Source organism: Amycolatopsis sp. NPDC004772 (assembly GCF_053601215.1).
In genome coordinates this window covers 1-24,309 of sequence record NZ_JBSGBK010000015.1, presented here as the reverse complement: position 1 = coordinate 24,309, position 24,309 = coordinate 1, and the positions used below count along the sequence as shown (strand labels likewise).

The 24,309-nt window shown below is 71.5% G+C and carries 22 protein-coding genes and 3 pseudogenes; 13 read left to right on the top strand and 12 right to left on the bottom strand.

The window, feature by feature from the left end; translation table 11 throughout:
* Positions 1-130 precede the first annotated feature (130 nt).
* Positions 131-307 (bottom strand): hypothetical protein, encoded by a 177-nt coding sequence (locus ACWEF6_RS12405; protein ID WP_449683084.1) that lies wholly within the window; start codon positions 305-307, stop codon positions 131-133.
* Positions 308-449: 142 nt separating this feature from the next.
* Here ACWEF6_RS12405 and ACWEF6_RS12400 point away from each other — a divergent pair, with 142 nt between their 5' ends.
* Positions 450-1,406 (top strand): hypothetical protein, encoded by a 957-nt coding sequence (locus ACWEF6_RS12400; RefSeq protein WP_449683083.1) that lies wholly within the window; start codon positions 450-452, stop codon positions 1,404-1,406.
* A gap of 1,425 nt (positions 1,407-2,831) precedes the next feature.
* Here ACWEF6_RS12400 and ACWEF6_RS12395 read toward each other — a convergent pair.
* From ACWEF6_RS12395 to ACWEF6_RS12380, 4 genes and pseudogenes are all read right to left on the bottom strand, one after another.
* A pseudogene (locus ACWEF6_RS12395) lies at positions 2,832-3,209 on the bottom strand (WXG100 family type VII secretion target); the annotation flags it as partial.
* A 15-nt stretch (positions 3,210-3,224) separates the two neighbouring features.
* Positions 3,225-3,548: a WXG100 family type VII secretion target gene (locus ACWEF6_RS12390; protein ID WP_449682999.1), complete on the bottom strand. Its 324-nt coding sequence runs from the start codon at positions 3,546-3,548 to the stop codon at positions 3,225-3,227.
* Positions 3,548-4,087, bottom strand: a complete 540-nt coding sequence (locus ACWEF6_RS12385) for a YbaB/EbfC family nucleoid-associated protein (RefSeq protein ID WP_449683081.1) — start codon at positions 4,085-4,087, stop codon at positions 3,548-3,550. Before ACWEF6_RS12385 ends, ACWEF6_RS12390 begins: the two co-directional genes overlap by 1 nt.
* Positions 4,088-4,229: 142 nt before the next feature.
* On the bottom strand, positions 4,230-5,522 hold the full coding sequence (locus tag ACWEF6_RS12380) for an MFS transporter (RefSeq protein ID WP_449682998.1): 1,293 nt from the start codon (positions 5,520-5,522) through the stop codon (positions 4,230-4,232).
* Between the two features lie 203 nt (positions 5,523-5,725).
* On the opposite strand from ACWEF6_RS12380, the gene ACWEF6_RS12375 reads away from it, so the two are divergent.
* Entirely contained in the window at positions 5,726-6,307 is a 582-nt protein-coding gene (locus tag ACWEF6_RS12375; RefSeq protein WP_176173866.1) for a YqgE/AlgH family protein, read from the top strand.
* Here ACWEF6_RS12375 and ACWEF6_RS12370 read toward each other — a convergent pair.
* Positions 6,304-6,723, bottom strand: coding sequence for an SdpI family protein (locus ACWEF6_RS12370; protein ID WP_310968375.1), 420 nt, complete (start codon positions 6,721-6,723; stop codon positions 6,304-6,306). The two genes, ACWEF6_RS12375 and ACWEF6_RS12370, sit on opposite strands and share 4 nt — an antisense overlap.
* Before the next feature lie 158 nt (positions 6,724-6,881).
* Here ACWEF6_RS12370 and ACWEF6_RS12365 point away from each other — a divergent pair.
* The 3 genes and pseudogenes from ACWEF6_RS12365 to ACWEF6_RS12355 form a co-directional block, all read left to right on the top strand.
* Positions 6,882-7,169, top strand: a pseudogene (locus ACWEF6_RS12365) (esterase-like activity of phytase family protein); the annotation flags it as partial.
* A gap of 157 nt (positions 7,170-7,326) precedes the next feature.
* Entirely contained in the window at positions 7,327-10,167 is a 2,841-nt protein-coding gene (leuS, locus tag ACWEF6_RS12360; protein ID WP_449682997.1) for a leucine--tRNA ligase, read from the top strand.
* A gap of 90 nt (positions 10,168-10,257) precedes the next feature.
* The gene (locus ACWEF6_RS12355; RefSeq protein ID WP_449682996.1) at positions 10,258-10,995 is read left to right on the top strand and encodes a 3-oxoacyl-ACP reductase family protein; all 738 of its coding nucleotides are present in this window, start codon (positions 10,258-10,260) and stop codon (positions 10,993-10,995) included.
* On the opposite strand, the gene ACWEF6_RS12350 is transcribed toward ACWEF6_RS12355, so the two are convergent.
* From ACWEF6_RS12350 to ACWEF6_RS12330, 5 genes are all read right to left on the bottom strand, one after another.
* Complete coding sequence (locus ACWEF6_RS12350) at positions 10,992-11,729, bottom strand: TetR/AcrR family transcriptional regulator (RefSeq protein WP_449682995.1); 738 nt, start codon at positions 11,727-11,729, stop codon at positions 10,992-10,994. The genes ACWEF6_RS12355 and ACWEF6_RS12350 overlap by 4 nt on opposite strands.
* 72 nt (positions 11,730-11,801) lie before the next feature.
* A complete protein-coding gene (locus tag ACWEF6_RS12345; RefSeq protein ID WP_449682994.1) occupies positions 11,802-12,437 on the bottom strand; it encodes a DUF3558 domain-containing protein in 636 nt (211 codons plus the stop codon).
* Complete coding sequence (locus ACWEF6_RS12340; protein ID WP_449682993.1) at positions 12,434-12,829, bottom strand: hypothetical protein; 396 nt, start codon at positions 12,827-12,829, stop codon at positions 12,434-12,436. Before ACWEF6_RS12340 ends, ACWEF6_RS12345 begins: the two co-directional genes overlap by 4 nt.
* On the bottom strand, positions 12,826-13,569 hold the full coding sequence (locus ACWEF6_RS12335) for an ESX secretion-associated protein EspG (protein ID WP_449682992.1): 744 nt from the start codon (positions 13,567-13,569) through the stop codon (positions 12,826-12,828). The genes ACWEF6_RS12340 and ACWEF6_RS12335 overlap by 4 nt, the downstream gene beginning before the upstream one ends.
* Positions 13,566-14,927 (bottom strand): hypothetical protein, encoded by a 1,362-nt coding sequence (locus ACWEF6_RS12330; protein WP_449682991.1) that lies wholly within the window; start codon positions 14,925-14,927, stop codon positions 13,566-13,568. Before ACWEF6_RS12330 ends, ACWEF6_RS12335 begins: the two co-directional genes overlap by 4 nt.
* 214 nt (positions 14,928-15,141) lie before the next feature.
* Between ACWEF6_RS12330 and ACWEF6_RS12325 the strand changes: the two genes are divergently transcribed.
* From ACWEF6_RS12325 to ACWEF6_RS12290, 8 genes are all read left to right on the top strand, one after another.
* Positions 15,142-15,651, top strand: coding sequence for a YbaB/EbfC family nucleoid-associated protein (locus tag ACWEF6_RS12325; protein WP_449682990.1), 510 nt, complete (start codon positions 15,142-15,144; stop codon positions 15,649-15,651).
* Positions 15,652-15,676: 25 nt separating this feature from the next.
* Positions 15,677-15,988 carry a hypothetical protein gene (locus ACWEF6_RS12320; RefSeq protein WP_449682989.1) on the top strand — a complete coding sequence of 104 codons (312 nt, stop codon included), beginning with the start codon at positions 15,677-15,679 and terminating at the stop codon, positions 15,986-15,988.
* A gap of 10 nt (positions 15,989-15,998) precedes the next feature.
* Positions 15,999-16,955 carry a WXG100 family type VII secretion target gene (locus tag ACWEF6_RS12315; RefSeq protein ID WP_449682988.1) on the top strand — a complete coding sequence of 319 codons (957 nt, stop codon included), beginning with the start codon at positions 15,999-16,001 and terminating at the stop codon, positions 16,953-16,955.
* 4 nt (positions 16,956-16,959) lie between these two features.
* Positions 16,960-18,051 carry a hypothetical protein gene (locus ACWEF6_RS12310; RefSeq protein ID WP_449682987.1) on the top strand — a complete coding sequence of 364 codons (1,092 nt, stop codon included), beginning with the start codon at positions 16,960-16,962 and terminating at the stop codon, positions 18,049-18,051.
* 258 nt (positions 18,052-18,309) lie between these two features.
* A complete protein-coding gene (locus ACWEF6_RS12305; protein WP_449682986.1) occupies positions 18,310-19,179 on the top strand; it encodes a ribokinase in 870 nt (289 codons plus the stop codon).
* A gap of 28 nt (positions 19,180-19,207) precedes the next feature.
* The gene (locus tag ACWEF6_RS12300; RefSeq protein WP_449682985.1) at positions 19,208-19,945 is read left to right on the top strand and encodes a hypothetical protein; all 738 of its coding nucleotides are present in this window, start codon (positions 19,208-19,210) and stop codon (positions 19,943-19,945) included.
* Positions 19,938-21,608 (top strand): phosphoenolpyruvate--protein phosphotransferase, encoded by a 1,671-nt coding sequence (gene ptsP / locus ACWEF6_RS12295; RefSeq protein ID WP_449682984.1) that lies wholly within the window; start codon positions 19,938-19,940, stop codon positions 21,606-21,608. The genes ACWEF6_RS12300 and ptsP overlap by 8 nt, the downstream gene beginning before the upstream one ends.
* Positions 21,609-22,361: 753 nt before the next feature.
* Entirely contained in the window at positions 22,362-23,840 is a 1,479-nt protein-coding gene (locus tag ACWEF6_RS12290) for an MFS transporter (RefSeq protein ID WP_449682983.1), read from the top strand.
* A gap of 74 nt (positions 23,841-23,914) precedes the next feature.
* On the opposite strand, the pseudogene ACWEF6_RS12285 reads toward ACWEF6_RS12290, so the two are convergent.
* Positions 23,915-24,309, bottom strand: a pseudogene (locus ACWEF6_RS12285) (hypothetical protein); the annotation flags it as partial.

The following is a 24,309-nucleotide window of genomic DNA, read 5'->3' as shown; positions in this document are numbered from 1 at the left end:
CGCGGATCCGGCCGTTCGGCACCGACCGGCCTCTCGCCCAACGGCGACTGTTCGCCCGTCGGCTGCGGCGTGTGCTCGGCCGGCCGCGGCTGCTCCCCCGTCCGTGGCGGCTCGAACGGCCCCCGCGGCGTCAGGTGCTCCGGCGGCGGCCCGAACCGAGGCGGCGGAACCTGAGGCGGCCCAGCAGGCCGAACCGGCCCCAGCCGAGGATCATGCGGCGGCCGTCCCGGCGGCGGCGGCATCGGCGGCCGCCCACCCGGGTGCGGCCCAGGTCCCTGCGGACCCCGAGGCTGATGCGGATACCCACCCGGCCGCTGCCCGCCCTGAGGCGGCACCCCGCGCGGATCCCGGGGAGGCAACCCACCCTGCGGCCCCTGCCCACCCCCATGAGGCGGACGTCCCCCAGCAGGCAACGGAGGCGGCCCACCCGGAGAACCAGGCGAAACCGAATGCGGCGGCAAACCGCCCTGCCCCCCAAGCGGCGCCTGCCCCCCACGAAGCGGCGGCCCACCGCCTTGAGTCCCCTGCCCACCGAGGGGCGGCTGTCCACCGGGCTGCGCCCCGTGCGGTGGCTGCCCACCAGGCTGACCCGCCTGTCCCCCAAGGGGCGGCTGCCCACCGGGCTGCGCCCCGTGCGGTGGCTGCCCACCAGGCTGACCCGCCTGTCCCCCAAGGGGCGGCTGTCCACCGGGCTGCGCCCCGTGCGGTGGCTGCCCACCAGGCTGACCCGCCTGCCCCCCAAGCGGCGGCTGCCCGCCAGGCCGCGCCCCATGAATTGGCTGCGCACCGGGCTGACTCGCCGGCCCGCCGAGCGGCGATTGCCCGCCAGTCTGTGTCCCGTGCGGCTGCTGCCCACCGGGCTGTCCCCCGTGCGGCGGCTGTCCACCGGACTGGAGCGGCTGCCCACCGTGCGGCGGCTGCCCACCGTGCGGCGGCTGCCCGCCCGGCTCCATCCCGTGCTGCGGCTGCCCACCGGGGTGAGCCGTCGGCGCGCCGTGCGGCTGGCCGCCAGGTCGAGGTGCCTGCCCGTTGAACGGCGGGTGCCCACCCCGCTGCGCACCGTGGAGCGGCTGCCCGCCCGGCTGCGTGCCGTGCGGCGGTTGAGCGGCCTGCCCACCGTGCAGCGGTTGCCCGCCCGGTTGCGTGCCGTGTGGCGGTTGGGTCGGCTGCCCGCCGTGCGGCGGCTGGCCACCGTGCGGCGGCTGGCCACCGAGATGCTGCGCCTGGCCACCGTGTTGCGGCCGTCCGCCCTGCGGGGGTTGGCCGCCTGGTCGATACCCACTCGGCGGCTGACCGCCTTGCAGCATCCGGCGGGGGTCCTGCGGCGGAACCCGTCGGGGCTGCTCGCCGGTCGGTGGCGCGGATGGTCGCGGACCAGGGGTGCCCGCTCCGCCGCCGTTCGGTAACCCACCCGGCGGTGGGGGCGTGAAACCGCCCGCTGGGGGTGCCTGCTGCGGTGACGGTCCGCCTTGGAACGGCCCCCCATCCGTCGCGGACGGCTGGCTCGGGCCGCCCGTGAAGCCGGCCGCTCCGACGTTTTCCTGGGGGCGTCCGCTTTGGCGACCCGGCTCCGGGGCGAACCCCGGCTGGGCCATTCCGTAGCCGCCCTGGGGTGACGTGCCTGCCGGCGATGGGTGACTCTGCGCCGGTGTCTCGCGGTGCTCCGGCTGCTGGTCCACGCTCGGCCGGGACGCCTCCGGTGCGCGGTGCTCGGCTACCGGTTGCGACGCGGCTGGCTGACTCTCCGCACGCTGCTGCGGTTCGGGCTCCCGGCGGACCTCCGGCTCGGCCGCGGTCCGCGACTCCGGCGGTGCCTCGCGCCGAGGTTCGTCGACGCGTGGTTCCGGGGCCGTCTCGTGGCGTGGCTGCTCGCGTTCCGCGGGGGATGCCGAGGAGGTTTCGTGGCGAGGTTCTTCGCCTCGCGACTCCGGCGCGGATGCCGCCTCCTGGCGTGGTTGCTCGCTGCGCGTTTCCGGCGCGGACGAAGCTTGATGAGGCTCTTCACCCCGCGACCCGGGCGCGGATGCCGGCTCCTCACCTCGCGACTCCGGCTCGGAGGCGCCCTCACGACGCGACTCAGGCTCCGAAGACGACTCGCGATGCGACTCAGGCTCCGAAGACGACTCGCCCCGAGCCTCAGACTCCGAGGTGGACCGAGACTCAGGCTCCGAACCCGATCGAGACTCGGATTCCGACCGAGACTCCGACCCACCGGACCCACCCGAGTCCCCATCCGCGTCCGCCCGCGGAATGTTCGCCTCGTGAACCGAGTGCAGCTGCTCCTTCGCGCCCCCAACGGCACCCCCGACCGCCCCGCTCGAAGCGCCCATCAGCAGCTGCTCCGGCGTCAGCGACCCCAGATCCCCCGTCACCGCCGCCTGGCCGACGGTCTGCGCCACGCCCTCGACCGCGCCCCGCGCTCCGGCCCGCATCGCCGCGTCCGCGACCTGGCCGCCCGCGCTGTGCGAGAGCCCCTCCGTCGCTCCGCGGCCGATCGAACCCGACGCCGCCCCCACGACGCCGCCGACCGCTCCCGAGATCGCCGCGTCCGAGGTCTTCGACCAGTCCCAGTCCTTGCGGTCACCCTTCGCCATCTGGAGGCCCTGGATGCCCGCGTCCATGCCGAGGTTGATCGCCTCGTTCTTGAGGATCTCCATCCCGATCTTCTTGAGACCCTGCTTGAGCAGCTTCTCCAGCAGCTCCTTCGCGACCTGCTTGAACCCCTGCTGCGCCAGCTTCTCGAGCAGCTGCCGGAACAGCATCTGCACGGTCATCCGGGTCGCGATCTGGGCCGGCGCGATCCCCGCCGTCGAGCCGCCGAACGTCACCGCCGCCGCCGCGATCATCGCCGCGATCTGGGCCGCCAGGACGATCAGGGAAATGATGATCATGTACTTCGTGTATTCGACGTCCAGCGCCGTCTGGTCACACGAATCGCCCAGGGCCTTCGCCGCGTCCGCCAGCTGCTTGAAGTAGGCCTCGTCGCCCTCGACGAACTTCTTCCACTGCTCCGCGAACGCGTCGGCGCCGTCACCCGTCCAGTTGTCGCGGATGCCGGACGCCGCCTGGTTGCCCGTCTCGGACACCGGACCGATCGCCGACGACGCCGTGTGCCACGCGTCCCGCAACGCGCGCAGCTTCGTCTCGTCGCCTTCGGGCCAGCTCTCCCCGACGACGATCGGCAGCAGCCACTTGACCGCGTCGGGCATCTCCATACCCACGCGTCATTGCCCCTTGCCGAGCTGGGACGTCACGTCTTCGTCCGCCCCCGAAAGGGCCTTCATCGACTTGGCGACGTTCTGCTGCATCCCCCGCAACCCCGCGACGAGGTTCGTGAAGCCTTCGACGGCGCCCTGCGCGCCCGGCACGTAGTCCTTGGCGAACTCCTTGCCGGACTCGTCGCCGCCCCAGCACTCGCCCTGCGCGGCGAGCGCCGACGAAAGCGCCTTCGCCGCGTTGTCGAGCGCGTCGGCCGCCGTCACCAGGCCGTTCGACGCGCGGACGACCGCGTCCGGCTCCGCGGTGAACCCGGAACCCCCGTCCGGCATCAGTCGCCCCTCGTCATCCAGGACGACGGTGGCTCCTCGTCGTCGTCACGCGGAGGGCGGACGCGCTTCGGAGCGGGCTTCGGGGCCGGCATCGGCGGCGCCTGCTCGTTGCGCAGGATCGAGCCGCCTTCTTCGAACGACTCGGGCCGCGGGGCAGGCGGCGGTTCCTCGTCCAGGAACTCCGGGATCGGCGGCACCAGCCCGGCCAGCGAAGGCGCCCCCTCGACCAGGTCGGACAGGTCGGGCAGCCCCTCGGTGATCGGCGCCATCAGGTCCGCGATCTTCTGCTTGACCTGCAACGATCCCTGCCGCACCAGCGACTGGACGGTGTTCGCGAGCTGCGCGGGTGTCGTGCGCTCGAAGGTGGTCGGGGCGAATTCGAGTTTCGCGAGGCTGCCGCCGGCGTCGATGGTGGCGCGGACCAGCCCGTCGGGGGAACTGACCTGGGCGGTGGTTTCGGCGGCCGCGGCCTGGGCGTCACGCAGCTGCGCGGTCTGCCGCTCGAAGTTCTCCAGGAGGGTATCCATCCGGTCCTTCATCGCGGCATTGCGTGCTTCGAGCTGCGCACGGTCGTCGCCCGCGGTGGTCACAGGTGCCCCCGGTGTCCCTCGAACCTACTAATGACTTGCCGTCACCCTAATGCCAATGGAGCAGTCCTCGTGACCGGTTCGGGTGTTTGCGTCAGCGAATCGCACGCCGCCGGGCGAGCGCGTACCCCGCTCCGCCGACGAGGTAGCAGACCGTCGCGGCGATCAGCAGGCCCGGCGAACGGCCGTCGTCCGGCACCACCAGCGCGCCCAGGGAAACCGCCGCGACCTGGGTGATGTTGAACAGCGTGTCGTACAGCGCGAACACCCGGCCGCGGGCTTCGTCCGCGACGTCGAGCTGGATCGACGAATCGACGCAGAGCTTGAGCACCTGCCCCGCCCCGGTGATCACGAACGACGCGACCAGCGCGAGCGGCAGCAGCATCGGCAGGCCCAGCGCGGACTGGGCGATCGCCGCCAACAGCAACGACCCGAGCACCGCGCGCAGCCGCCCGAACCGGCGGATGAGCCGCGCGGTCAGCAGCCCGGCCAGCAGCAACCCGGCTCCGGCGAGGACCGCCATCTGCCCGAGCCCGGGCAGGCCGGCGCGGAAGACGCCGTGGTCGGTGAAGTAGTTGCGCATCAGCAGCACGGTGACAAGCAGCGACACCCCGAACGACGCCCGGTGCGCGAACAGCGCGATGAAGCCGGCGGTGACACTGGGCGCGCGCCAGGCGTGCCGGGCACCGTCCGCCAGCCCGCGCGCGACGGCGAGCACCGGGTTCGTCGGCTCGTCCACCACCGTCGGGCCGAGCACGCCGCGGGCGAAGCCGCGCGCGATCAACGCCGAGACCAGCGTGCCGAGCACCGCGAACGCCGTGGTCTCCGCCGAGCCGACGTCGTTGCTGCCGAACAGCGCGCGCAAGCCGATCGCGCAGCCGCCGCCGATGACCGCGACCACCGAGCCGAGCGTCGTGGCGAAGGCGTTCGCCGTCACGACGCTCTCTTCCTCCACCACATGCGGCAGGGACGCCGAAAGCCCCGAGCCGATGAAGCGGGAGATGCCTTCCGCGGCCAGGGCCAGCGAAAACAGGCCGAGCCCGCCGAAGCCGAACCCGACGGCGGCGGACGCGCAGACGATCGCCAGCCCGCGCAGGAGGTTCGCGAAGATCAGGACTTTCCGCCGGTCCCAGCGGTCCAGCAGCGCGCCGGCGAACGGCCCGACGACCGAGTACGGCAGCAGCAGCGCGGCGAACCCGCCCGCGATGGCCAGCGGATCGGCGGCACGCTCGGGATTGAACAGGACCGCGCCCGCGAGACCGGCGCGGAAGACGCCGTCGCCCCAGCTCGCGGCGAAGCGCGTGAAGAGCAGACGCCGGAAGTCCGGGTCCTTGAGCAGCTCCCGAGGGCCTCTTCGCGCGGTCGCCGTCCGGGCGCTGATCGTCACGAAGCCAGAGTAGAGGGTGGCCGGCGCACTGAGGTCGCCTCTCGGCGGCTATGCGCAGTGTGGCTCCAGCCGGACGGTATTCCACAAAGGCGGTTCTTCAGTGAGCCCGGGGGACACGGAGTGCGCCGGCCACATGTTTCAAACGGGGCTCGTGGGGCGATTGTTCCCGAGCCGAAGTAATTCGCCGGGCCAAGGGTGGGATCATGGGTCGCGTGCCAGCGGACGCCGAGGTTGAACCGGGAACGCTCCTGGTCGCCGCCCCCACGATGGTCGACCCCAACTTCCGCCGGACCGTGGTGTTCGTCATCGACCACCGCGAAGAGGGCACGCTCGGCGTGGTCTTGAACCGGCCGAGCGACGTCGCGGTGCACGACGTGCTGCCGAACTGGGGCGGGCACGTCGCCGAGCCGCAGGCCGTGTTCGTCGGCGGCCCGGTCGAGAAGAAAACGGCGTTGTGCCTGGCCGCGTTGCGCACCGGCGAGACGGCGGCGAGCGTGCCGGGCGTGATCGCGGTCCGCGGCCCGGTCGCGCTGGTCGACCTGGACACCGACCCTGAAGCGCTGGTGCCGAAGGTCCGCGGCGTGCGCGTCTTCGCCGGGTACGCGGGCTGGGACTCGGGGCAGCTGGCCGGCGAGATCGAGCGCGACGACTGGGTCATCGTGCCCGCGCTGCCGAGCGACATCCTGGCCTCGCCGGACGGCGACCTGTGGAGCCAGGTCCTGCGCCGGCAGGGCATCCCGCTCGCCCTGCTGGCCACCCACCCGGGCGACCTCCAGCGGAACTAGGCGTCGTCCTTCTTGAAGACGCCGCAGCCGCCGGCGCCGCACGCGCAGCCGCTGCAGCCGGCCGGCGCCGCCGGAGCCGGGGCGGGCACGGTCAGCGCGGCCCGGTTGCCGAGCACGCCACCGCCCATGACCAGCACGAGCATCGCGAGCACGCCCGCGAGCGCGGCGGAAACCAGGCCCCCGGTCGTCGGCATGGCCAGCCCGGCCAGCCCGGTGAGCACGGCGATCGCGCCCCCGGCCATGGTCGGCAGGCCCGCGACGCGGTTGGCCAGCTTGAACGCCTCTTCGCTGCGCAGCGCCGCTTCCGTGCGCACCCCGGTGCCGCCCTCGCGCGTCAAGCGCTCGCGGAACCCGAGGAACCCACCAAAACCGACGAGCAGACCCAGCACGACCGGAACCAGCGCGATAGCGAACACGGGGTCAAGGATAAGCGTGACGTCCCGGCAACCTGCCGGATACCCTGATCGACTGTGCTACAGGCCATGTCACCGCGTGTACTGTCCACCGTCCTGACCGCTGCCCTGATCGGGGGAATCCTCGCCGCGACCCCGGCGGTTACGCGCTGATCTGCGACGGCGCCGGCAACAAGGTGCGCGTCTACGAGATCGACACGAGCGGGGCGACGAACGTCCTGAACGTGCCGTCGCTGGCCGGCGCCAAGCACGTCAAACCGGTGAAGAAGCGGTTCCTCTTCGACGCCGCCGACCTCGGCCTGTCCACTGTGGACAACCTGGAGGGCATGACCTGGGGCCCGAAGCTGCCGGACGGCGAGCGTAGCTTGATCTTGGTCAGCGACAACAACTTCTCCGCGACCCAGGTCACCCAGTTCGTCGCACTGGCGGTCCCCTCCGAACGGCTTTGACCAGCAAGTTACGATGAAGGTATGAACACGGCTCGGCTGCTCCTTAGCCTGCCGCGCTGACCGGGCCCGGCCCGGCCGGCGCGGCGACCCCTCATGCCCTGGTGGCTGAGGGGTCGAGTTGTTTCTGGAGTAGCTCGATACGCGAAGGAAGACGGCGATGACCGAGACAACAGGGACCGACGTCCCGGCGCACCGGTATACGGCCGCGCTGGCGGGTCAGATCGAGCAGCGGTGGCAGGACCACTGGGCCGACCAGGGCACCTTCCACGCGCCCAACCCCGTCGGGCCGCTCGCCGTCGAGGGGCAGCCGGTGCCCAGCGACAAGCTGTTCGTCCAGGACATGTTCCCGTACCCGTCGGGCTCCGGCCTGCACGTCGGGCACCCGCTGGGCTTCATCAGCACCGACGTCTTCGCCCGGTACCACCGGATGATCGGGCGCAACGTGCTGCACACGATGGGCTTCGACGCGTTCGGCCTGCCGGCCGAGCAGTACGCGGTCCAGACCGGGCAGCACCCGCGCAAGACGACCGAGGAGAACATCCGGACCTACCTGCGCCAGATCCGGCGCCTGGGCCTGGGCCACGACGAACGCCGTCGCATCTCCACGATCGACCCCGAGTACTACCGCTGGACGCAGTGGATCTTCCTGCAGATCTTCAACTCCTGGTACGACACCGAGGCGGGCAAGGCGCGCCCGATCGCCGAGCTGGAGGCCGCCTTCGCCGACGGCTCCCGGCCGACGCCGGACGGCCGTGACTGGGCGGCGCTGAGCGCGTCCGAGCGGAAGAAGGTGATCGACGACCACCGGCTGGTGTACATCTCCGAAGCGCCGGTCAACTGGTGCCCGGGCCTGGGCACGGTCCTGTCGAACGAAGAGGTCACCGCCGACGGCCGCAGCGAGCGCGGCAACTTCCCGGTCTTCCGCCGCAACCTGCGGCAGTGGATGATGCGGATCACCGCGTACGCCGATCGCCTGGTCGACGACCTGGACCTGCTGGACTGGCCGGAGAAGGTCAAGTCCATGCAGCGGAACTGGATCGGCCGCTCGCACGGCGCCCGCGTCACGTTCAAGACCGGCGAAGACGCGATCGAGGTCTTCACGACCCGGCCGGACACCCTGTTCGGCGCCACCTACATGGTGCTGGCGCCGGAGCACCCGCTGGTCGACAAGCTGACAGCCGCCGCGTGGCCCGAGGGCGTCGACTCGCGCTGGACCGGCGGCGCCGCGACGCCCGCCGAGGCCATCAAGGAGTACCGCGTCGCCGCGTCGCGGAAGTCCGAGCTGGACCGGCAGGAGAACAAGGAGAAGACCGGCGTCTTCACCGGGGCGTACGCGACGAACCCGGTCAACGACAAGCAGATCCCGATCTTCGTCGCCGACTACGTACTGATGGGCTACGGCACCGGCGCGATCATGGCCGTCCCCGGCCAGGACGTCCGCGACTGGGAGTTCGCCGAGAAGTTCGGGCTGGACATCATCCGGACCGTGCAGCCCTCGGAAGGCTTCGACGGCAAGGCGTTCACCGGCGACGGCCCGGCGATCAACTCGGGCTTCCTGGACGGCATGGACGTCGCCGAAGCTAAGAAGACGATCATCGACTGGCTGTCGGAGAAGGGCGCCGGCACCGGGACCGTGCAGTACAAGCTGCGCGATTGGCTGTTCTCGCGCCAGCGCTACTGGGGCGAGCCGTTCCCGGTGGTCTACGACTCCGACGGGGAAGTGCACGCCGTTCCCGAGTCGATGCTGCCGATCGAGCTGCCCGAGGTCGCCGACTACTCGCCGGTGACGTTCGACCCCGAGGACCGCGACTCGATGCCGTCGTCGCCGCTGGCGCGCGCGACGGACTGGGTCGAGGTCGAGCTGGACCTGGGCGACGGCGTCAAGAAGTACCGCCGCGACATCAACACGATGCCGAACTGGGCGGGTTCCTGCTGGTACCAGCTGCGCTATCTGGACCCGACGAACCCGGAAACGTTCTGCGCGCCCGAAAACGAGCAGTACTGGATGGGCCCGCGGCCCGGCGAGTACGGCGCGGACGACACCGGCGGCGTCGACCTGTACGTCGGCGGCGTCGAGCACGCGGTGCTGCACCTGCTGTACTCGCGGTTCTGGCACAAGGTGCTGTTCGACCTGGGGCACGTGACGTCCAAGGAGCCGTACCGGAAGCTGTTCAACCAGGGCTACATCGAGGCGTACGCGTACACCGACGCGCGCGGTGTTTACGTCCCGGCCGAGCAGGTCGAGGAGCGCGACGGGAAGTACTTCTTCGAGGGCGAAGAGGTCACCCAGGAGTACGGCAAGATGGGCAAGAGCCTGAAGAACGTCGTCACGCCGGACGAGATGGCCGAGAACTACGGCGCCGACACGTTCCGGTTCTACGAGATGGCGATGGGTCCGCTGGCCATGTCCCGCCCGTGGGCGACGAAGGACGTCGTCGGTGCGCACCGGTTCCTGCAGCGGCTGTGGCGCCTGGTCGTCGACGAGGCGACCGGCGAGCTGCGCGTGTCCACTGAGGACGCTTCGGAAGCGGACCGCAAGGTGCTGCACAAGACCATCGCCGGCGTCCGCGAGGACTACGCGGAGATGCGGTTCAACACGGCCGGCGCGAAGCTGATCGAGCTGAACAACCACGTCACGAAGGTGTACGGCGCGGCCGCGTCGACGCCGCGCGAGCTGGCCGAGCCGCTGGTGCTGATGCTGGCGCCGCTGGCCCCGCACCTGGCCGAGGAGCTGTGGCACCGGCTGGGCCACGCGGATTCGCTGGTGCAGGGCCCGTTCCCGGTGGTGGACGAGAAGTACCTGGTCGAGGACTCGGTCGAGTACCCGATCCAGGTCAACGGCAAGGTCCGGTCCCGGGTGACGGTGCCGGCGTCCGCCTCGCAGGATGAGGTGCAGGCGGCGGCGCTGGCGGACGAGAAGGTCGCGGCGATGGTCGGCGACGGCTCGCCTCGCAAGGTCATCGTGGTGCCGGGCCGGCTGGTCAACATCGTCCTGTAGCGCGCTGTCGGAAAGCCGCCGGTGATCGTCTCCGGTTCTCGATTTGATTGAGCTGTCAACGAAAACGGCTCGAGCAAAGGAGAACCGGGGATGACCCTCGACGGCAAGGTGGCGCTGGTGACGGGCGGCAGCCGCGGCATCGGAGCGGCCACGGCACTGCGGCTCGCCGAGGACGGTGCGGACGTCGCGCTGACGTACCAGCACAACGGCGCGCGGGCGGCCGAGGTGGTCGAGCAAATCAAGAACCTTGGCCGCCGCGCGCTGGCGATCCAGGCGGATTCGGCGGACGCGGCCGCGGTTTCGGCCGCCGTTTCCGCTGCGGTGGCCGAGTTCGGCCGGCTCGACGTCCTGGTGAACAACGCGGGCGTCGGCTTCGTCGGCGCCTTCACGGAAACCGCGCTCGAAGACGTCGACCGGGTGCTGGCGGTGAACGTCCGTGGCGTGTTCGCGGCCACCCAGGCCGCGGCCGGCGTCCTGGCCGACGGCGGCCGCGTGATCACGATCGGCAGCTGCGTCACGGACCGCGTACCGGGCCCGGGCATGGCGCTGTACGCGACGAGCAAGGCGGCGATGGTCGGCCTGACCAAGGCGCTGGCCCGCGAGCTCGGCCCGCGCGGCATCACGGTCAACCTGGTCCACCCGGGCCCGACGGACACGGACATGAACCCGGCCGACGGCCCGTACGCGGCGGACCAGCGCGCGCTGACGGCGTTCGACCGCTACGGGAAGCCGTCGGAGGTGGCTTCGGCGGTGTCCTACCTGGCTTCACCCGGCGCCGAGTACGTGACGGCGGCGGTGCTGTCGGTGGACGGCGGCCACGCGGCCTAACCGGAGTAGAGCCCGATCTCCCGCGCCAGGTCGGCGAGCATCGATTCGAACAGGACGTCCGGTTTGGACATCGGGATCGGGTAGTTGCCGAAGACCTCGAGCGTGACGTGCCCGTAGAGCCGGGCCCAGAACTGGATCATCAGGTACGTCACGCCGAGGTCGATCTTTTCGACGGGCACCCCCTGATCGGACTCGACGAGCACGGTGACCAGCGACTCCTGGAAGGTCTTCAGGTCGTCCCGCAGCTCATCGGGCACCCCGCTGGCCGACGGCAGCACGATGTCGTGCCGCGCCAGCACCCGCCCGGCGGCGGCCAGGAAGATCCGCCCGAACGGCTCGTCGACCCGGCTCAGCGCACTCCCCGACGTCGACCCGATCCCCCCGGTCGGCGACGCGAAGACGAGCGTGAATTCCTTCGTGTGGGTGAGCGCCCACCGCCGGAAGCCCTTGCAGATGGCGAACAGCTGCAGCACCCCGTCGTCCGGCAGCTCGGCGATCTCCTCGGCGAGATCGTCGGCCAGGTCGGCGCAGACGTCCAGCCGCAGGTTCTCGACCAGATCGTCCCGCGACTCGTAGTACCGGTAGAGCGCGGGCGCGGTGATCCCCAGCTCCCGCGCGATGGCGCGCAGCGTGACCGCCTCCGGCCCCTGCTCGACGAGCAGTTTCCGGGCGGTCCGCCGGATGTCCTGTTCGGTAGCCGCACGCGCGCGACCCCTCCGAGTGGGGTGGCTCATCCGAACAGTCTAGGTGCTTAGTACGACAGATTTTGCATTAACGCGATCTCCGACGTAACGAAAAGGTGCAGCTCAGGCGCGCGCCTTGAGGTTGGTCAGCACGGTGTCGGCCACGCCCCGCCCGAGCTGGCAGGCGTCTTTTCCGGCCTGGACCGCCGAGTCGCCGATGCTGAGCGAGACCGAGTAGGTGAGGTCGTCCGCGACACCGACGACGATCACACAGGCCCGGTTGTCGGTCGTTCCGGCGTCCACGTAACCGATCGCCGGATGCCCCTGGATCGGCTCCAGGTCGTCCACCCAGCGTTCGGCCTTCGGCTTCACGTTCTTGTAGGGAAGGCTGAGTCCTTGCCCGGACTTGGTGTCGTAGCCGACCAGGATCCCGGCGGACGAACCCGAGGCGCTGGACCAGTCGCAGGTGGGGCCCAGTTCGGTGTCGCTCGCTTTCGGGGCTTTCGATTGCCCGAGGTAGCCCTTGAGTTGTTCGGCCGTCAGCGCCGAGTCGCAGGGGTTGCCGTCCAGCACGGCCGCCGGGAGCGGGTTGTCGACCTTCGGTGCCCCGCTGTTCGGCAGCCCCGCGCTGCCGGTGGAGCCGTTGCTGGTCGGTGCGGGGCTCGCCGTGCCGTTCGTCGGGCTCTTTCCCGTGCACGACGTCAGCAAAGCCGCACCCACGACGACTGCGGTGGCGGTCAGGAGAACGTGACGGCTCATTCGAGCGACCCCTTGATGGTCTTGGTCGAGTCTGCTGCTTGCTGATCCGCGGCTTCGGTGATGCCGAGGGCTTGCTGCAACCTCTGGATCAGCTCCGTGAGGTAGTTGAACTGGTAGTGCAGGTGGCCCTCGTAGTAGGCGCCCGCTTCGTTGATCCCGTTGGGCCCGTTCACCGCCGCTTGGCTGACCGGTTCTTCCGCCGGTGGTGTCGCCATCATCAAATAGCGCGCCGATCGCAACTGTTCGGAGAGCGCGTCACGTTGAGTCTTGGCCTTTTCGAGCATCGCGCGCATCTCGGCCGAGCTCATCGCGAACCCCTGTCCACCGGCCGGCCCGGCACTCGGCAGATCCGTCGCCCAGAAACCGATCCCGCTGAAGATCGAGCCCGTCATCGTCCTCCCCCTAACCCGTTCAGGGTCGCGTACAGCACCTCGGCCAGCGCATCCCGGGTCCCCGGCTGAAAACTGACCATCCGCTCGCGCCCCGGGTACACGTACGTCAGCACCCGGCCCGTGCCGGCCACGTCCACCGCGGTGATCGGTGCGCTGCGAGCGCCGCGGTTCACGGCGTAGCACTGGTGCACCCCCGTGCGCCGTGCCGCCATCAGCCGGCGTGCCCACGGCAACGGGTCGTGCCCGCGGTCGGCGGTCGGGTCGTCGAGGTCGTACGACTCCTCCACCGCGCGGCCCGAGAACCGCGCCTCCGGGATCGACACCGCCGAAATCCGCGCCGGCGGCACCGGGGGCAGCACGTCCACCAGCGACTCCGCGAGCCGCGACGGCTCCACGACGTCGATCCGGACCGTCTCGTCCTTCCGGATCAGCCGCAGCGCGTCCGGCCCCGATGCAGACACGAGCACCGTGCCCGATTCATCCGCTTCGACGTCGCCCAGCCACGCCGTGAACTGGTGGACGCCCTTCGCCAGGACGCGCAGGACGTCCCGGAACTCCCGCGTCAGCGTGCCGCCGGCCGCGAGCCGGAGCGAGGTCAGGACGTCGAGGACCTGCTCGTCGAGCCGCTTGCGGGTCTCGTCGCCGAGCCAGAGGTTGTCGGCGCCGAGGACCGCCGGCGGCCGGCCGTGCCGTTCCCACTCCCACGCCGTCAGCAGAGCCCTCTCGGGCAGGAAGATCACAGCCCGATCACCGGGGGCACCGTCCGCTCGTCGGAGCCGCCGAAGATGCTCTCCGGATCCGCCTCCACCAGGTACGACGCGCGCTGGTGCTCCGCGTCCTCCTCACCCTTGCCGCCCTTGGCGCCGGGGCCCATGCCGCCCATCCCCGGCGCGCCCGGCTTGCCCGCCGCGCCGCCGCGGACGCCGCCCGCCGCGCCGGGACGTCCTTCACCCGGGACGCCGGATCCGGTCGAAGCGCCCGGACCACGGACACCCGCGCCGGTGCCGCCGCTCGCGCCCGACGACGAGCCCGGCCCGAAACCGCCAGGGCCGAAACCGGGACCGAACCCACCACCGGGACCGGAACCGGGGCCGAATCCCGGCGTCGGTGGCTGGTAACCCGGCGGGTACTGCGTCGCCGACGGCGGCACGTAACCCTGCGCGCGAACACTGTCGTCCACGCCGGGCGTGTGCGACCCCGGCGGCAGCACCTGTCCCGGTGGAACGACCTGCCCCGGCGGCGTGACCCGCCCCGGAGGCGGTGGCGCGACCGGCGGGTGGACCGCGGGCGGCGGCTGAACCTGCCCGCCGATCGCCCGGTCGTCGTCGCCACCACCGGTCCGCGTCCGCTTGCGAGGCGGCGGCTCGACCGGGTCCTGCACCGTGAAGTCGCCGCCGGTGTACTCGCGGAGCTGGCCGTAGTCGATCGTCCGGGCCGCGGTGTTCGAGCTGGACTGCTGCGAATACGCGGTGTACCGCTCGACGTTCTCCTGCGCCTTCCGGTTGTACTGGTTGATCTTGTCTTCGGTGTCGGTGTCCCACGGCGTCGCGACGTCCCAGGCGCTGCGCGTCGGCGGCTGGTCGGTGACGTCCGGGTGCAGCGAGTTCTTCATCCGGTGGAACTGGTCGATCTGCGCCTGGGCCAGCGTCGAGTTGCGGTCCAGCGTCGTGGACGCCGAGGTCGCCGACGCCGTCAACGGCCGGAGCCGCTCCCGGGCCGCGTCCGACGCCCCGCCCGTCCACGCGGATTCGAGACCGGAAGTCAGCTCGCGCGTGCCCTGCTCCAGCCGGCGCTGGTAAGCCGACTGGTCGACGCCCGCCTGGTGCACCTTCTGCAGCGACTCGGTGCCGGGACCGTTCATCACCGCCTGGACCAGCTGAGCGGGCGAGAGCCCGGAGGCCTGCGGGTTCGCCGCCCCGGTGCCGGTCTGCGAGCCGACGTAGGCGCCCGCGACCGCGCCGGGCAGCCCACCCGCCAGCAGGCCGACACCCGCACCCGTCAAGACGTTGCCGAGCCGCTCACCGCCCGACTGGACGGCGTGCGCGATCTCCGACCCGACGTGCTTGGCAGCGTCGAGCATGTCGCCGAACAACCCCACCGAACCGCGCTCCCCTCGCGTTCGATCTCCCCTCTTGCGTCACGCACGATACCCCAGCGGTTACCGACGGTGTGGAGAATCGACCGGGTCAGGTGCTCGCACGTGCCACTGCGCGCAAAGACGGGTGGGGAAAACCGGAACCCTCCGAAACTGTCGGACCGGTGTGCCACACTCGGTGCTCGTACGGCTACTGACGTGAACAGGGGAGGTTCGCGTGTCGAATCCTGAGCAGCTGCTGGCGAGCTTCGACGCCAAGATCGCCGAGGCCAAACAGCGAGGCGACCGCATGCAAGCCGAAATGGCGGCCGTCTCGGTGGCCGAGCGCAGCCAGGACGGCCAGATCGCGGTCGAGGTCAACCACCTCGGCAACCTGGTCGGCCTGGAGATCGGGCACGCGGTGCGGGAGAAGGCGAGCCTCGCCGACGAAATCCTGCGCACCGTCCGGCGCGCGCAGAGCAAGCTGGCGGGCGCCGTGCAGGCCGGGATGCCGTCGATCGCGGGCACCGAGACCATGGACGAGCTGGTCCGGCAGCTCCACCACGAATTCCCGGAGCCGGAGCCGCAGGGCTTCGTGGACGGTGGCTACGCGGCGCCCGCGAACGAAGGGGCGCGCTTCATCGCCGAGGAACCGCCGGCGCCGAGGCCGAAACCGGCGCCGCCGCGTCCCGCGCCCGAGGCCGGCGCCGACGACGACTACTTCAGCGACGGCGACTACCTGCGCTGACCAGGACGACGAGGGAGGGAAGACCGTGACCGACATCCGGATCAAGCCGGAGCAGCTGCTGTCCCACGCCAAGAAGCTCGAACCGTTCGTCGACCGGTTCGCGAAGACGCTGGACGCGGCGGCCCAGGTCGTCGACCCGATGGCGTTCGGCCTCATCGGCCAGGCCTGCGGCCTCGGCGCGCTGTGCGGCGTCGCCCAGACCCTGGGCAGCGACTCCATCGGCCACGCGAAGAACGTGGCTCAGGAGCAGATCGATCGCGTGCGCACCTGGTCCCAGCACGTCGACTGGCGCGAGGAAGACGTCAAGGCGAGTTTGGAAGGCATCCACCTTGACTGAGAACGCGTTGGTGACCGAAGCCGAGAAGAAGGTCGAAGAAGGGTCGTCGGCGCTCGAAGGCGCCGGGATGGCGCAGGATTTTTGGGACGCGGCGACGAAGGCGGCCGACGACGACTGGACCGAAGGCCTGCTCAACCTCGGCTTCGGTGCCATGGGGGTGATGGATTTCCTCCGTGACCCGATCGCCGGCCTGGCGAGCATGGGGCTCGGCTGGCTGATCGAGCACGTCGAATTCCTGCGCGCCCCACTCGACTGGGTCACCGGGAACCAGGAACAGCTCGACGTCATGCAGGAGACGTGGAGTGGCATCAGCGACGAGATCGACGCCATCGCCAAAGACCTCCTGGAGACCGTGAAGGCGGACAGCGCGGAGTGGCAGGGGCAAGGCGCAGACGCGTACCGCGCGTTCGTCGCCGAGCTCGGCGATATGTACTCCGGGGTGGCGGGCGGCGCGAAGGCCGTCTCCGTCCTGATCGACGTCTGCAAGAGCATCCTCAACGTCGTGCGCAGCGTGCTCCGCGACCTGCTCACCGAGTGCATCGGCAAGCTGATCAGCATCCTCATGCGGTACCCAGGCCCCGCGGCGCCGGCGGGCCTGGCCGGCGAAGGCACGGCCGAAATCGCCCAATGCGGCTCGCGGATGTCGGAGTGGCTGAAGAAGCTCATGCGGGCCTTCCAGAAGGGCATCAGCCAGTTCAACCACCTCAGCGGGTTGTTCCGGACGGTCGGCCGGAAGCTGCTCGCCGCACTGCAGGACGCGGCCCGCGCGGCGCCGGGCGTCTTCAAGGACGGGCTCGAGGAACTGCCCAAGGCGCTCGGCGAAGAAGCCGGGAAGGAAGCGGGCAAGAAGACCGCGGGTGCCTACGACGAAGCCGACAAGGAGTACCGCGAGAACCACTACAACGAAAAGAAACCCGAACCGGTCTTCCGGCAGCAGGGTGGCCAGCGGATCTCCGGGTCGATCTAGCGCCGTGGTCCCGACGACTCCCGGCGAGCCGGAGACGGCCGCGGTCCAGGTCCGGCTGCCGATCCACAACACGCCGTCCGAACTGAGGGCGGCCGTCGGGTGCATGGCGTTCTTCGGCGTCGTGCTCGCTGCCGCGGCCGGAGCCCTGGCCTGGGTGCGGAGCGGAGATCCGGTCATGCACCTGGTCTCGCCCGTGCTCGGCGCGCTGGCGTTGCTGTGCTTCTGCGCCAGGCCGATCCTGCGGCGGTACCTCCGCCGCCACGGTGCATTGGTGACGGCGCGGGTCGAATTCGGCCCGGACGGCTTCCGGCAGCCGCTCGAAGACAAGACGACGCTGGTCCTCCCCTGGGACGACGTCCGCCGCTTCGACTTCCGCGGCGGGCAGCCCGGCGGCCGGGTCGCGCTCGCCGTTTCGCTGGTGGACGAGGAGGCGATCGAGAACCTGAATCCCGACTGCCGCCACAAGTCCGAAGACGGCTTCATCCTGTCCTCGGCGATGGCCCCGGAGGAGGCCGAAAAGGCCTCGGCGGCGATCGAGCGGTACCGCCCCGGCCTCGTCCGGTGGACGTCCAAGAACGTCCGGCGCGGCGGCTTCGGCGTGCCGAACCCGGTGAAGCTGCTGGTCAGGCGGTGGAGTGCGGACCAAGTGCGGACGGTCGTCCGCGCCGAGCAGGCTTCCGGCGGCCGGTTGCTCGTCCTGTGGGTAGCTTGGCTGGCCGTCATCGCCGACTTCGTGGCGCCGGCCTTCTTCGACATCCCGCCCGGCATCCCGCTGCCGGTCGCCGTGGCGATCTGGGTGCTGCTCCACCTGACGCGCTACCGGGGTCAACCCGGCGAATTCGTCCTGGCCGCCGACGCGATCACCTGGCAGCCCGAGGAAGGCGAACCGATCAGGGTGCGACGCGCCGAACTCGCCCGGTTGATCGCCGAGCCCTCGGCGAAGAAGGCCACACGCCACTACGTCTCGGTGCACGCGATCCTCCGCCGCGGCGAGGAGCGGCAGCTGGCAGCGAAAGTCTCCCCGGGCGCGGCCAAGAGCGTCATCGCGAAAGGGGGCGGGGCGCCGCCGACGCCGATCACTCGGGGGGCTACGTGATCGGCGCCGGCGACCTGATGCCCTGTCCGGCTCGCGCCGGCTGGAGCACCGTCATCACGTCTCGCGTGATGACGCACCTGGAGAGCGGGACCGGTCCGCCAAGTGACGTCCGGGGGACGAGCATCCCCCGATCAGGTGACGGGCATCCGCTGCTCGCATGATTGTCGCACTCAACGCCGGATAAGTTACAAAAACCTTCACTTTCCCCTGGTGCACCCTTCCCGACCTGGTCGGACGGCTTTCGTGGGACAGTGCGGTATGAACTCCGACGTACTCGTTGTGGGATCCGCCAACGCCGACCTCGTCGTCGCCGTGGATCGGCGGCCGGCGGGTGGCGAGACCGTGCTGGGCGGGGACACCGTCCTGTCCCCGGGTGGCAAGGGGGCCAACACGGCGGTCGCGGCGGGCCGGCTCGGCGCGGACGTCGCCCTGCTCGGCGCCGTCGGCGACGATCCCTACGGCCGGCTGCTGCTCGATTCGCTCCGCGCCGCCGGCGTCGACACCGGTCTCGTGCGCACCAGCGAGCGGCCGACCGGCATCGCCTACATCACCGTCACCCCGGACGGCGAGAACGCGATCCTGGTGTCCCCCGGCGCCAACTCCAGCCTGGAGCCGGCCGACGTCGACGCCGTCTTCGACGGGGTCGAAGTCATGGTCGCCTCGCTGGAGGTGCCGCTCCCGACCGTCGAGCACGCCGTCGCGCGGGCTGCCGAACGCGGCGTGCGGGTGCTGCTGAACCTGTCACCGGCGGCGAAGCTTTCTCCGGAGACGCTGGCCAAGCTCGACGTCCTGCTGGTCAACGAGCACGAGGCCGCGTGGCTCACCGGGCCCGGCGCGGACTTCCGGCAGCTGCTCGACCTCGGCCCGCGGGCGGCCGTCGTCACGCTGGGCGCGGCCGGCGCCGTGGTCGTCGAAGCCGGTTCGGTGAGCCAGGTCGAGTCGCCGAAGGTCGAAGCCGTGGACACCACCGGCGCCGGGGACGCCTTCGCGGGGGCGCTCGCCGCGTCGCTCGCCGATGGCGCCGACCTGGTCTCGGCGGCGAAGCGTGCGGTCCGCGTCGCGGCGTTCAGCGTGACGCGGCCCGGGGCTCAGCCGTCCTACCCGACCGCCGCCGACCTGGGGGAATGATCACCCGGAGGCCCGGGTTGCACGTCTCATGGGCGACTCGTTCGGCTCGGCCTGGTGGCGCGGCTACGCGGCTCAGCTGCGGGCGATCGCGGACGCACGCCGTCCCGACCGGCTCGCGATCATGCCGCTCGACGAAACCCTCAAGGCGCTCGGCAAGCAGACCGAGCTCGACGAAGGCGTCTACGACGTGCCGCTGGAGGGCGTCGTCGGCACGGTCGCCCGCGCCGGGGACTTCGACCGCGAGTTCCGGCCGCGCAACCGCGCGCTGCGCGACCGCTGGGAACACCTGACGCGGACGTCGGCGGACCTCCCGCCGGTGCGGCTCGTGCGGCTCTCCGAGATGTTCTTCGTCGAGGACGGCCACCATCGCGTCGGCATCGCCCGCGCCCGCGGCGCCCGGACCATCCGCGCGCGGGTCCGCTGGATCAGCACGGTCGCCTGCGCGTTGCGCTGCCTGACGCTCGCCGACCTGCCGTCGAAGACCGCCGAGCGGATGTTCCTCGAGCGCGTCCCGCTGCCCGACGACGTCCGGCTCGGACTCTGGCTCGACGACCCGGCCGACTGGTTCCGGCTCGCCGACTCGGCCGAGGCCTGGGGATTCCGTCGTATGCTGGCCGGACGGCCCGTCCGCAGCCGCGGCGAATTGGCCGACTCCTGGTGGCACGAGGAGGTCCGGCCGGTGCTCGAGCAGGTACGGCAGCGCGGTTTGTGCCCGCCACCACGAGATATCCAGGCCTACCTGAGCTATGGTCTAGACCATGCCTGAAGTTGCCGCCGCCGTGCCCGAGCCTGCTGCCGCCTCCGCGGGACCCCTCTCCGGGGTCGCCGTCAGCCCTGGCCGCGCCAGCGGTCCCGTCGTCCGGGTCGCGGAGCCGCTCGGCGAGCCCGCGGCCACCCCCGCCCCGGCCGATCCGGCCGCCGAGGCCGCCCGGATCGCCCCCGCGGCCGCGACCGTCGCCGGCCGGCTGGAGAAGCAGGCCGAGACCGCCACGGGCGAGGCGGCGACGATCCTCATCACCACTGCGGCGATGGCGGCCGACCCGGCGCTGGCGGCCCAGGCCGAAACGCTGGTCAAGACGCAGGGACTGCCCGCCGCACGCGCCGTCTACCAGGCCGCCGAAGGCTTCGCCGAAGCGCTGGCCGCGGTCGGCGGGTACATGGCCGAGCGCGTTCGCGACGTCCGCGATGTCCGGGACAGGCTGATCGCCGAGCTGCTCGGCATCGCCCCGCCCGGGGTGCCCGAGCTGGCGTCGCCGAGCGTGCTGGTCGCCCGCGACCTGGCCCCGGCCGACACCGCCGGCCTCGACCCGGCGAAGGTGCTCGCCCTGGTCACCGAAGAAGGCGGCCCCACCAGCCACACCGCGATCCTGGCGCGGGCGCTCGGCATCCCGGCCGTCGTGGCGGTGCGCGGGCTGCTGACCCTGGACGCGCAAGCGCTTGTGGTCGACGGTGACACGGGCATCGTCGAGGTCGCCGACCCGTCGGCCCCGGTCGTCACGGCCACGGTGGCCCAGCTCGCCGAGTGGAACGGCACGGGAGCGACGGCCGACGGCCACCGCGTAAAGGTCTACGGCAACGTCGGCTCCCCGGCCGACGCCCAGGCCGCGGCGGACGCGGGCGCCGAGGGGGTGGGCCTGTTCCGCACCGAGTTCTGCTACCTGGACGCGGCGGACGAGCCATCGGTGGCCGACCAGCGCGCGGCGTACACGGCGGTGCTGTCGCCGTTCCGCGGCAAGCCGGTGATCGTGCGGACCCTGGACGCGGGCGCCGACAAGCCCCTGGCGTTCCTGTCCCCGGAGGCCGAGCCGAACCCGGCGCTGGGCGTGCGGGGCTTGCGCGTGGCGTTCGACCGCCCGGAGGTGCTGGACCGCCAGCTCGAAGCGATCGCCGGCGCGGCGGAGGACTCGGGCGCCGAGGTCTCGGTGATGGCCCCGATGGTGGCCACGGTCGAGGAAGCGGCCTGGTTCGCAGAGCGCGTACGCGCAGCAGGCATCGCCCGCGCGGGCGTGATGATCGAGATCCCGGCGGCGGCGCTGAGCGCCCGCGAAATCCTCGAAGCGGTGGACTTCGTCTCGGTGGGAACGAACGACCTGGCTCAGTACACATTCGCGGCGGACCGCCAGCTGGGCGCGGTGGCCAAGCTGAACGACCCGTGGCAGCCGGGACTGTTGCGCCTCCTGAAGCTGATCGGCGACGCGGCAAAGCAAACAGGAAAACCGGCCGGCGTCTGCGGCGAAGCGGCGGCCGACCCGAGGCTCGCCCTGGTCCTGGCAGGCTTGGGTCTGACGAGCTTGTCGATGAACGCCCCGGCGATCCGAGCGGTCGGAGCAAGCTTGGCGGCGGCAACGCTCGCAGAGTGCGAAGCCTTGGCGGAGGCAACGCTGGCAACGTCAGACCCGACATCCGCCCGCGCGGCGGCGCGGCCCTGATACCCGACGCCGACCTGGCCGCCCGCGCCGCGGCCAGGGTCGGCCGGGCGGTTGGTCGCCCCAGGTCGCCTCTCTTGGGGCTCACCCGGCCGCTCTCCGCCCTGGGGCCCTGATCTCGACCACCAGAACAGCCAGCTCCACCGCCTCGCCCGAACGCGCCCCGACCAGCCCGGTCCGCCGCCGGCTCGGCTCGCCTTACGGCCCCGGATCCCGCCGCCTGGCTCGCACGGCCGACTCACCCGGCCCTGCCGACCAGCCCGGCCTGCCGCCCCGCCGCCGGTCCGGTTCGGCGATTTCCCGGATGCTCGGCTCACCGGCCTGCAGCTGCAGTTCGCGCATCGCGGCGAAGAGCTGGCTCAATGCCTGGCCTGCCTGGCCTGCCGACTCGCCCGGTTTGCCGACCGGCCAACTCGCCCGCCGCGGTCCGAGCTGCCATCCCGCCCGGCTGCTGCCCGGCTCCGTCGCTGATCCGGTCCGCGACCCGGCCTGCTCGTTTCGCCCGAGCGCGAATCATCCCCGCCCGCGGGGGCGCCCCCCACTTTCAGTCTATCGGTCATCACCGACAGTGCTGGCCTGTGCGAACCTTGATCAGCGTGGTTGTCCACATTGATCGAGGGGTGTGGGCAACCACGCCTCACGGCCCACGAAGCCCATAACCCCCCGCGCGAAATCCCCAGCGAGTTGTCGATCCCGCCCGCGCCCGCTCGACGAAGAGGTGAGAAGCGAAGCACCCCGAGTCGAGAGGACCTCACCATGACCGCCACCATCGCCGCCCCGGCCGAAGCCGGCGAGGCCGAAACCGGCGAGGCCCGAACGAGCGGGGCCCGAAGGAGCCGGGCCCAAGCGAACGAAGCCCAAGCGAACGAAGCCCAACCCGCAAGGGCCGGGCGGCGGGAGTGGATCGGGCTGGCCGTGCTGGCTCTGCCCACCCTGCTCGTCTCGCTCGACGTCTTCGTCCTCGTCCTCGCCCTTCCGAAGATCGCCACCGCGCTGCACGCCGATGGGACGCAGCAACTCTGGATCATGGACACCTACGGCTTCATGGTCGCCGGGTTCATGGTCACCATGGGGACGCTCGGCGACCGGATCGGGCGGCGGAAGCTGCTGCTCGTCGGGGCCGCCGCCTTCGGGCTGGCCTCCGTCGGGGCCGCCTTTGCGCCCAGTGCCGGGATGCTCATCGCCGCTCGGGCCGTGCTCGGGATCTCCGGGGCCACCCTTGCCCCCTCGACCCTCTCCCTGATCGGGACCCTCTTCAAGAACCCGCAGCAGCGCGCTCAGGCCATCGGGATCTGGGCCGGCTGCTTCACCGTCGGCGCCATCATCGGGCCGATGGTCGGCGGGCTCCTGCTCGAGCACTTCTGGTGGGGCTCGGTCTTCCTGCTCGGCGTCCCCGCCATGGTCCTTCTCCTCGTCATCGGCCCGAAGCTGCTGCCCGAATACCGCGACGCGCAGGCCGGCCGGCTCGATCTCCCCAGCGTCTTCCTCTCGCTCGCCGCCATCCTGCCCGCCGTCTACGGCGTCAAGGAGCTCGCCCGCGATGGCTTCCACCCCGTTCCGGCCGCCGCCCTGCTCGCCGGGCTGGCCGTCGGGTACGTCTTCTACAAGCGGCAACGCGCCTTGAAGGACCCGCTCGTCGACTTCAGCCTCTTCGCCGCGAAGGCCTTCCGGACCACGCTCGGCGGGATGCTCCTGTTCAGCATGCTCGGCGGCACGACCATGCTCTTCACCGCACAGTTCCTGCAGGTCGCGCAGCACCTCTCGCCGGTCGGGGCCGCGCTCGGGCTGCTGCCCGGGATGGCCGCCTCCACCGTCAGCTTCCTCTCCGCGCCGCACCTCGCTCGGCGGATCAAGACGCACGTCCTCATCGCCGGTGGCGTTGCCCTCGCCGCGGGCGGCATGGCGATCCTCGCTCTCGCCGATCCCGCGGCCGGGCCGGGGTGGCCCGCGCTCGGGTTCGCCGTGACGTCGCTGGGGGTCGGGCCGATGGTCGCCCTCGGCACCGACCTCGTCGTCGGCTCGGTTCCGGAGCGGAAGGCCGGGGCCGCCGCGTCGCTGGCGCAGACCGTCAACGAGTTCGGCTACGCCATCGGCATCGCGACCGTCGGCACCCTCGGCAACGCCGTCGTCCGCGCGCACGGCTTCGCCGCCGGGCTGCACGTCGTCGCCGGGCTGGCCGCCGTGGCCTTCGCTTCCCTCGTCTGGTTCGTCGCGCGGAACCTGCGGACCGCCTGAACAGAAACGAAGGCCTCCCCACCCGATGCCTGGGTGGGGAGGCCTCCTTGACGCCGGGGGCAGAGGGGCCCCGGCTAGCCGAAGATGCCGCGCCGCGGGTGGCGGACGACCAGGGAACCGCCGTGGACGCGGCCGCTCAGCACGTAGCGCGGGTTGCCCATGCGGCCGTTGCTGCGCGTCTTGTCCTCCATCGAACCGAACTTGACGTCGCCGATCGCGTTGAGGTCCACCGCCGCGTGCTCCGGGATGATGATCTCGACCGAACCCCACTTGGCGTCCAGCTCGAGGTACACCACCGGCGACTGGACCTGGGCCTCGGTGAAGTCCAGCTTCGTCGAGCCGTACTTGTTGCGCACCACCAGCTGGGACGGCACCACCCACGGCCCGCCGCGGTGCAGCGACGAGTACTTCGCGTTCAGCTCGACCCGCTGCCCGCTCGGAAAGCCGCTGTAGCCGGCCGGTGCCGCGT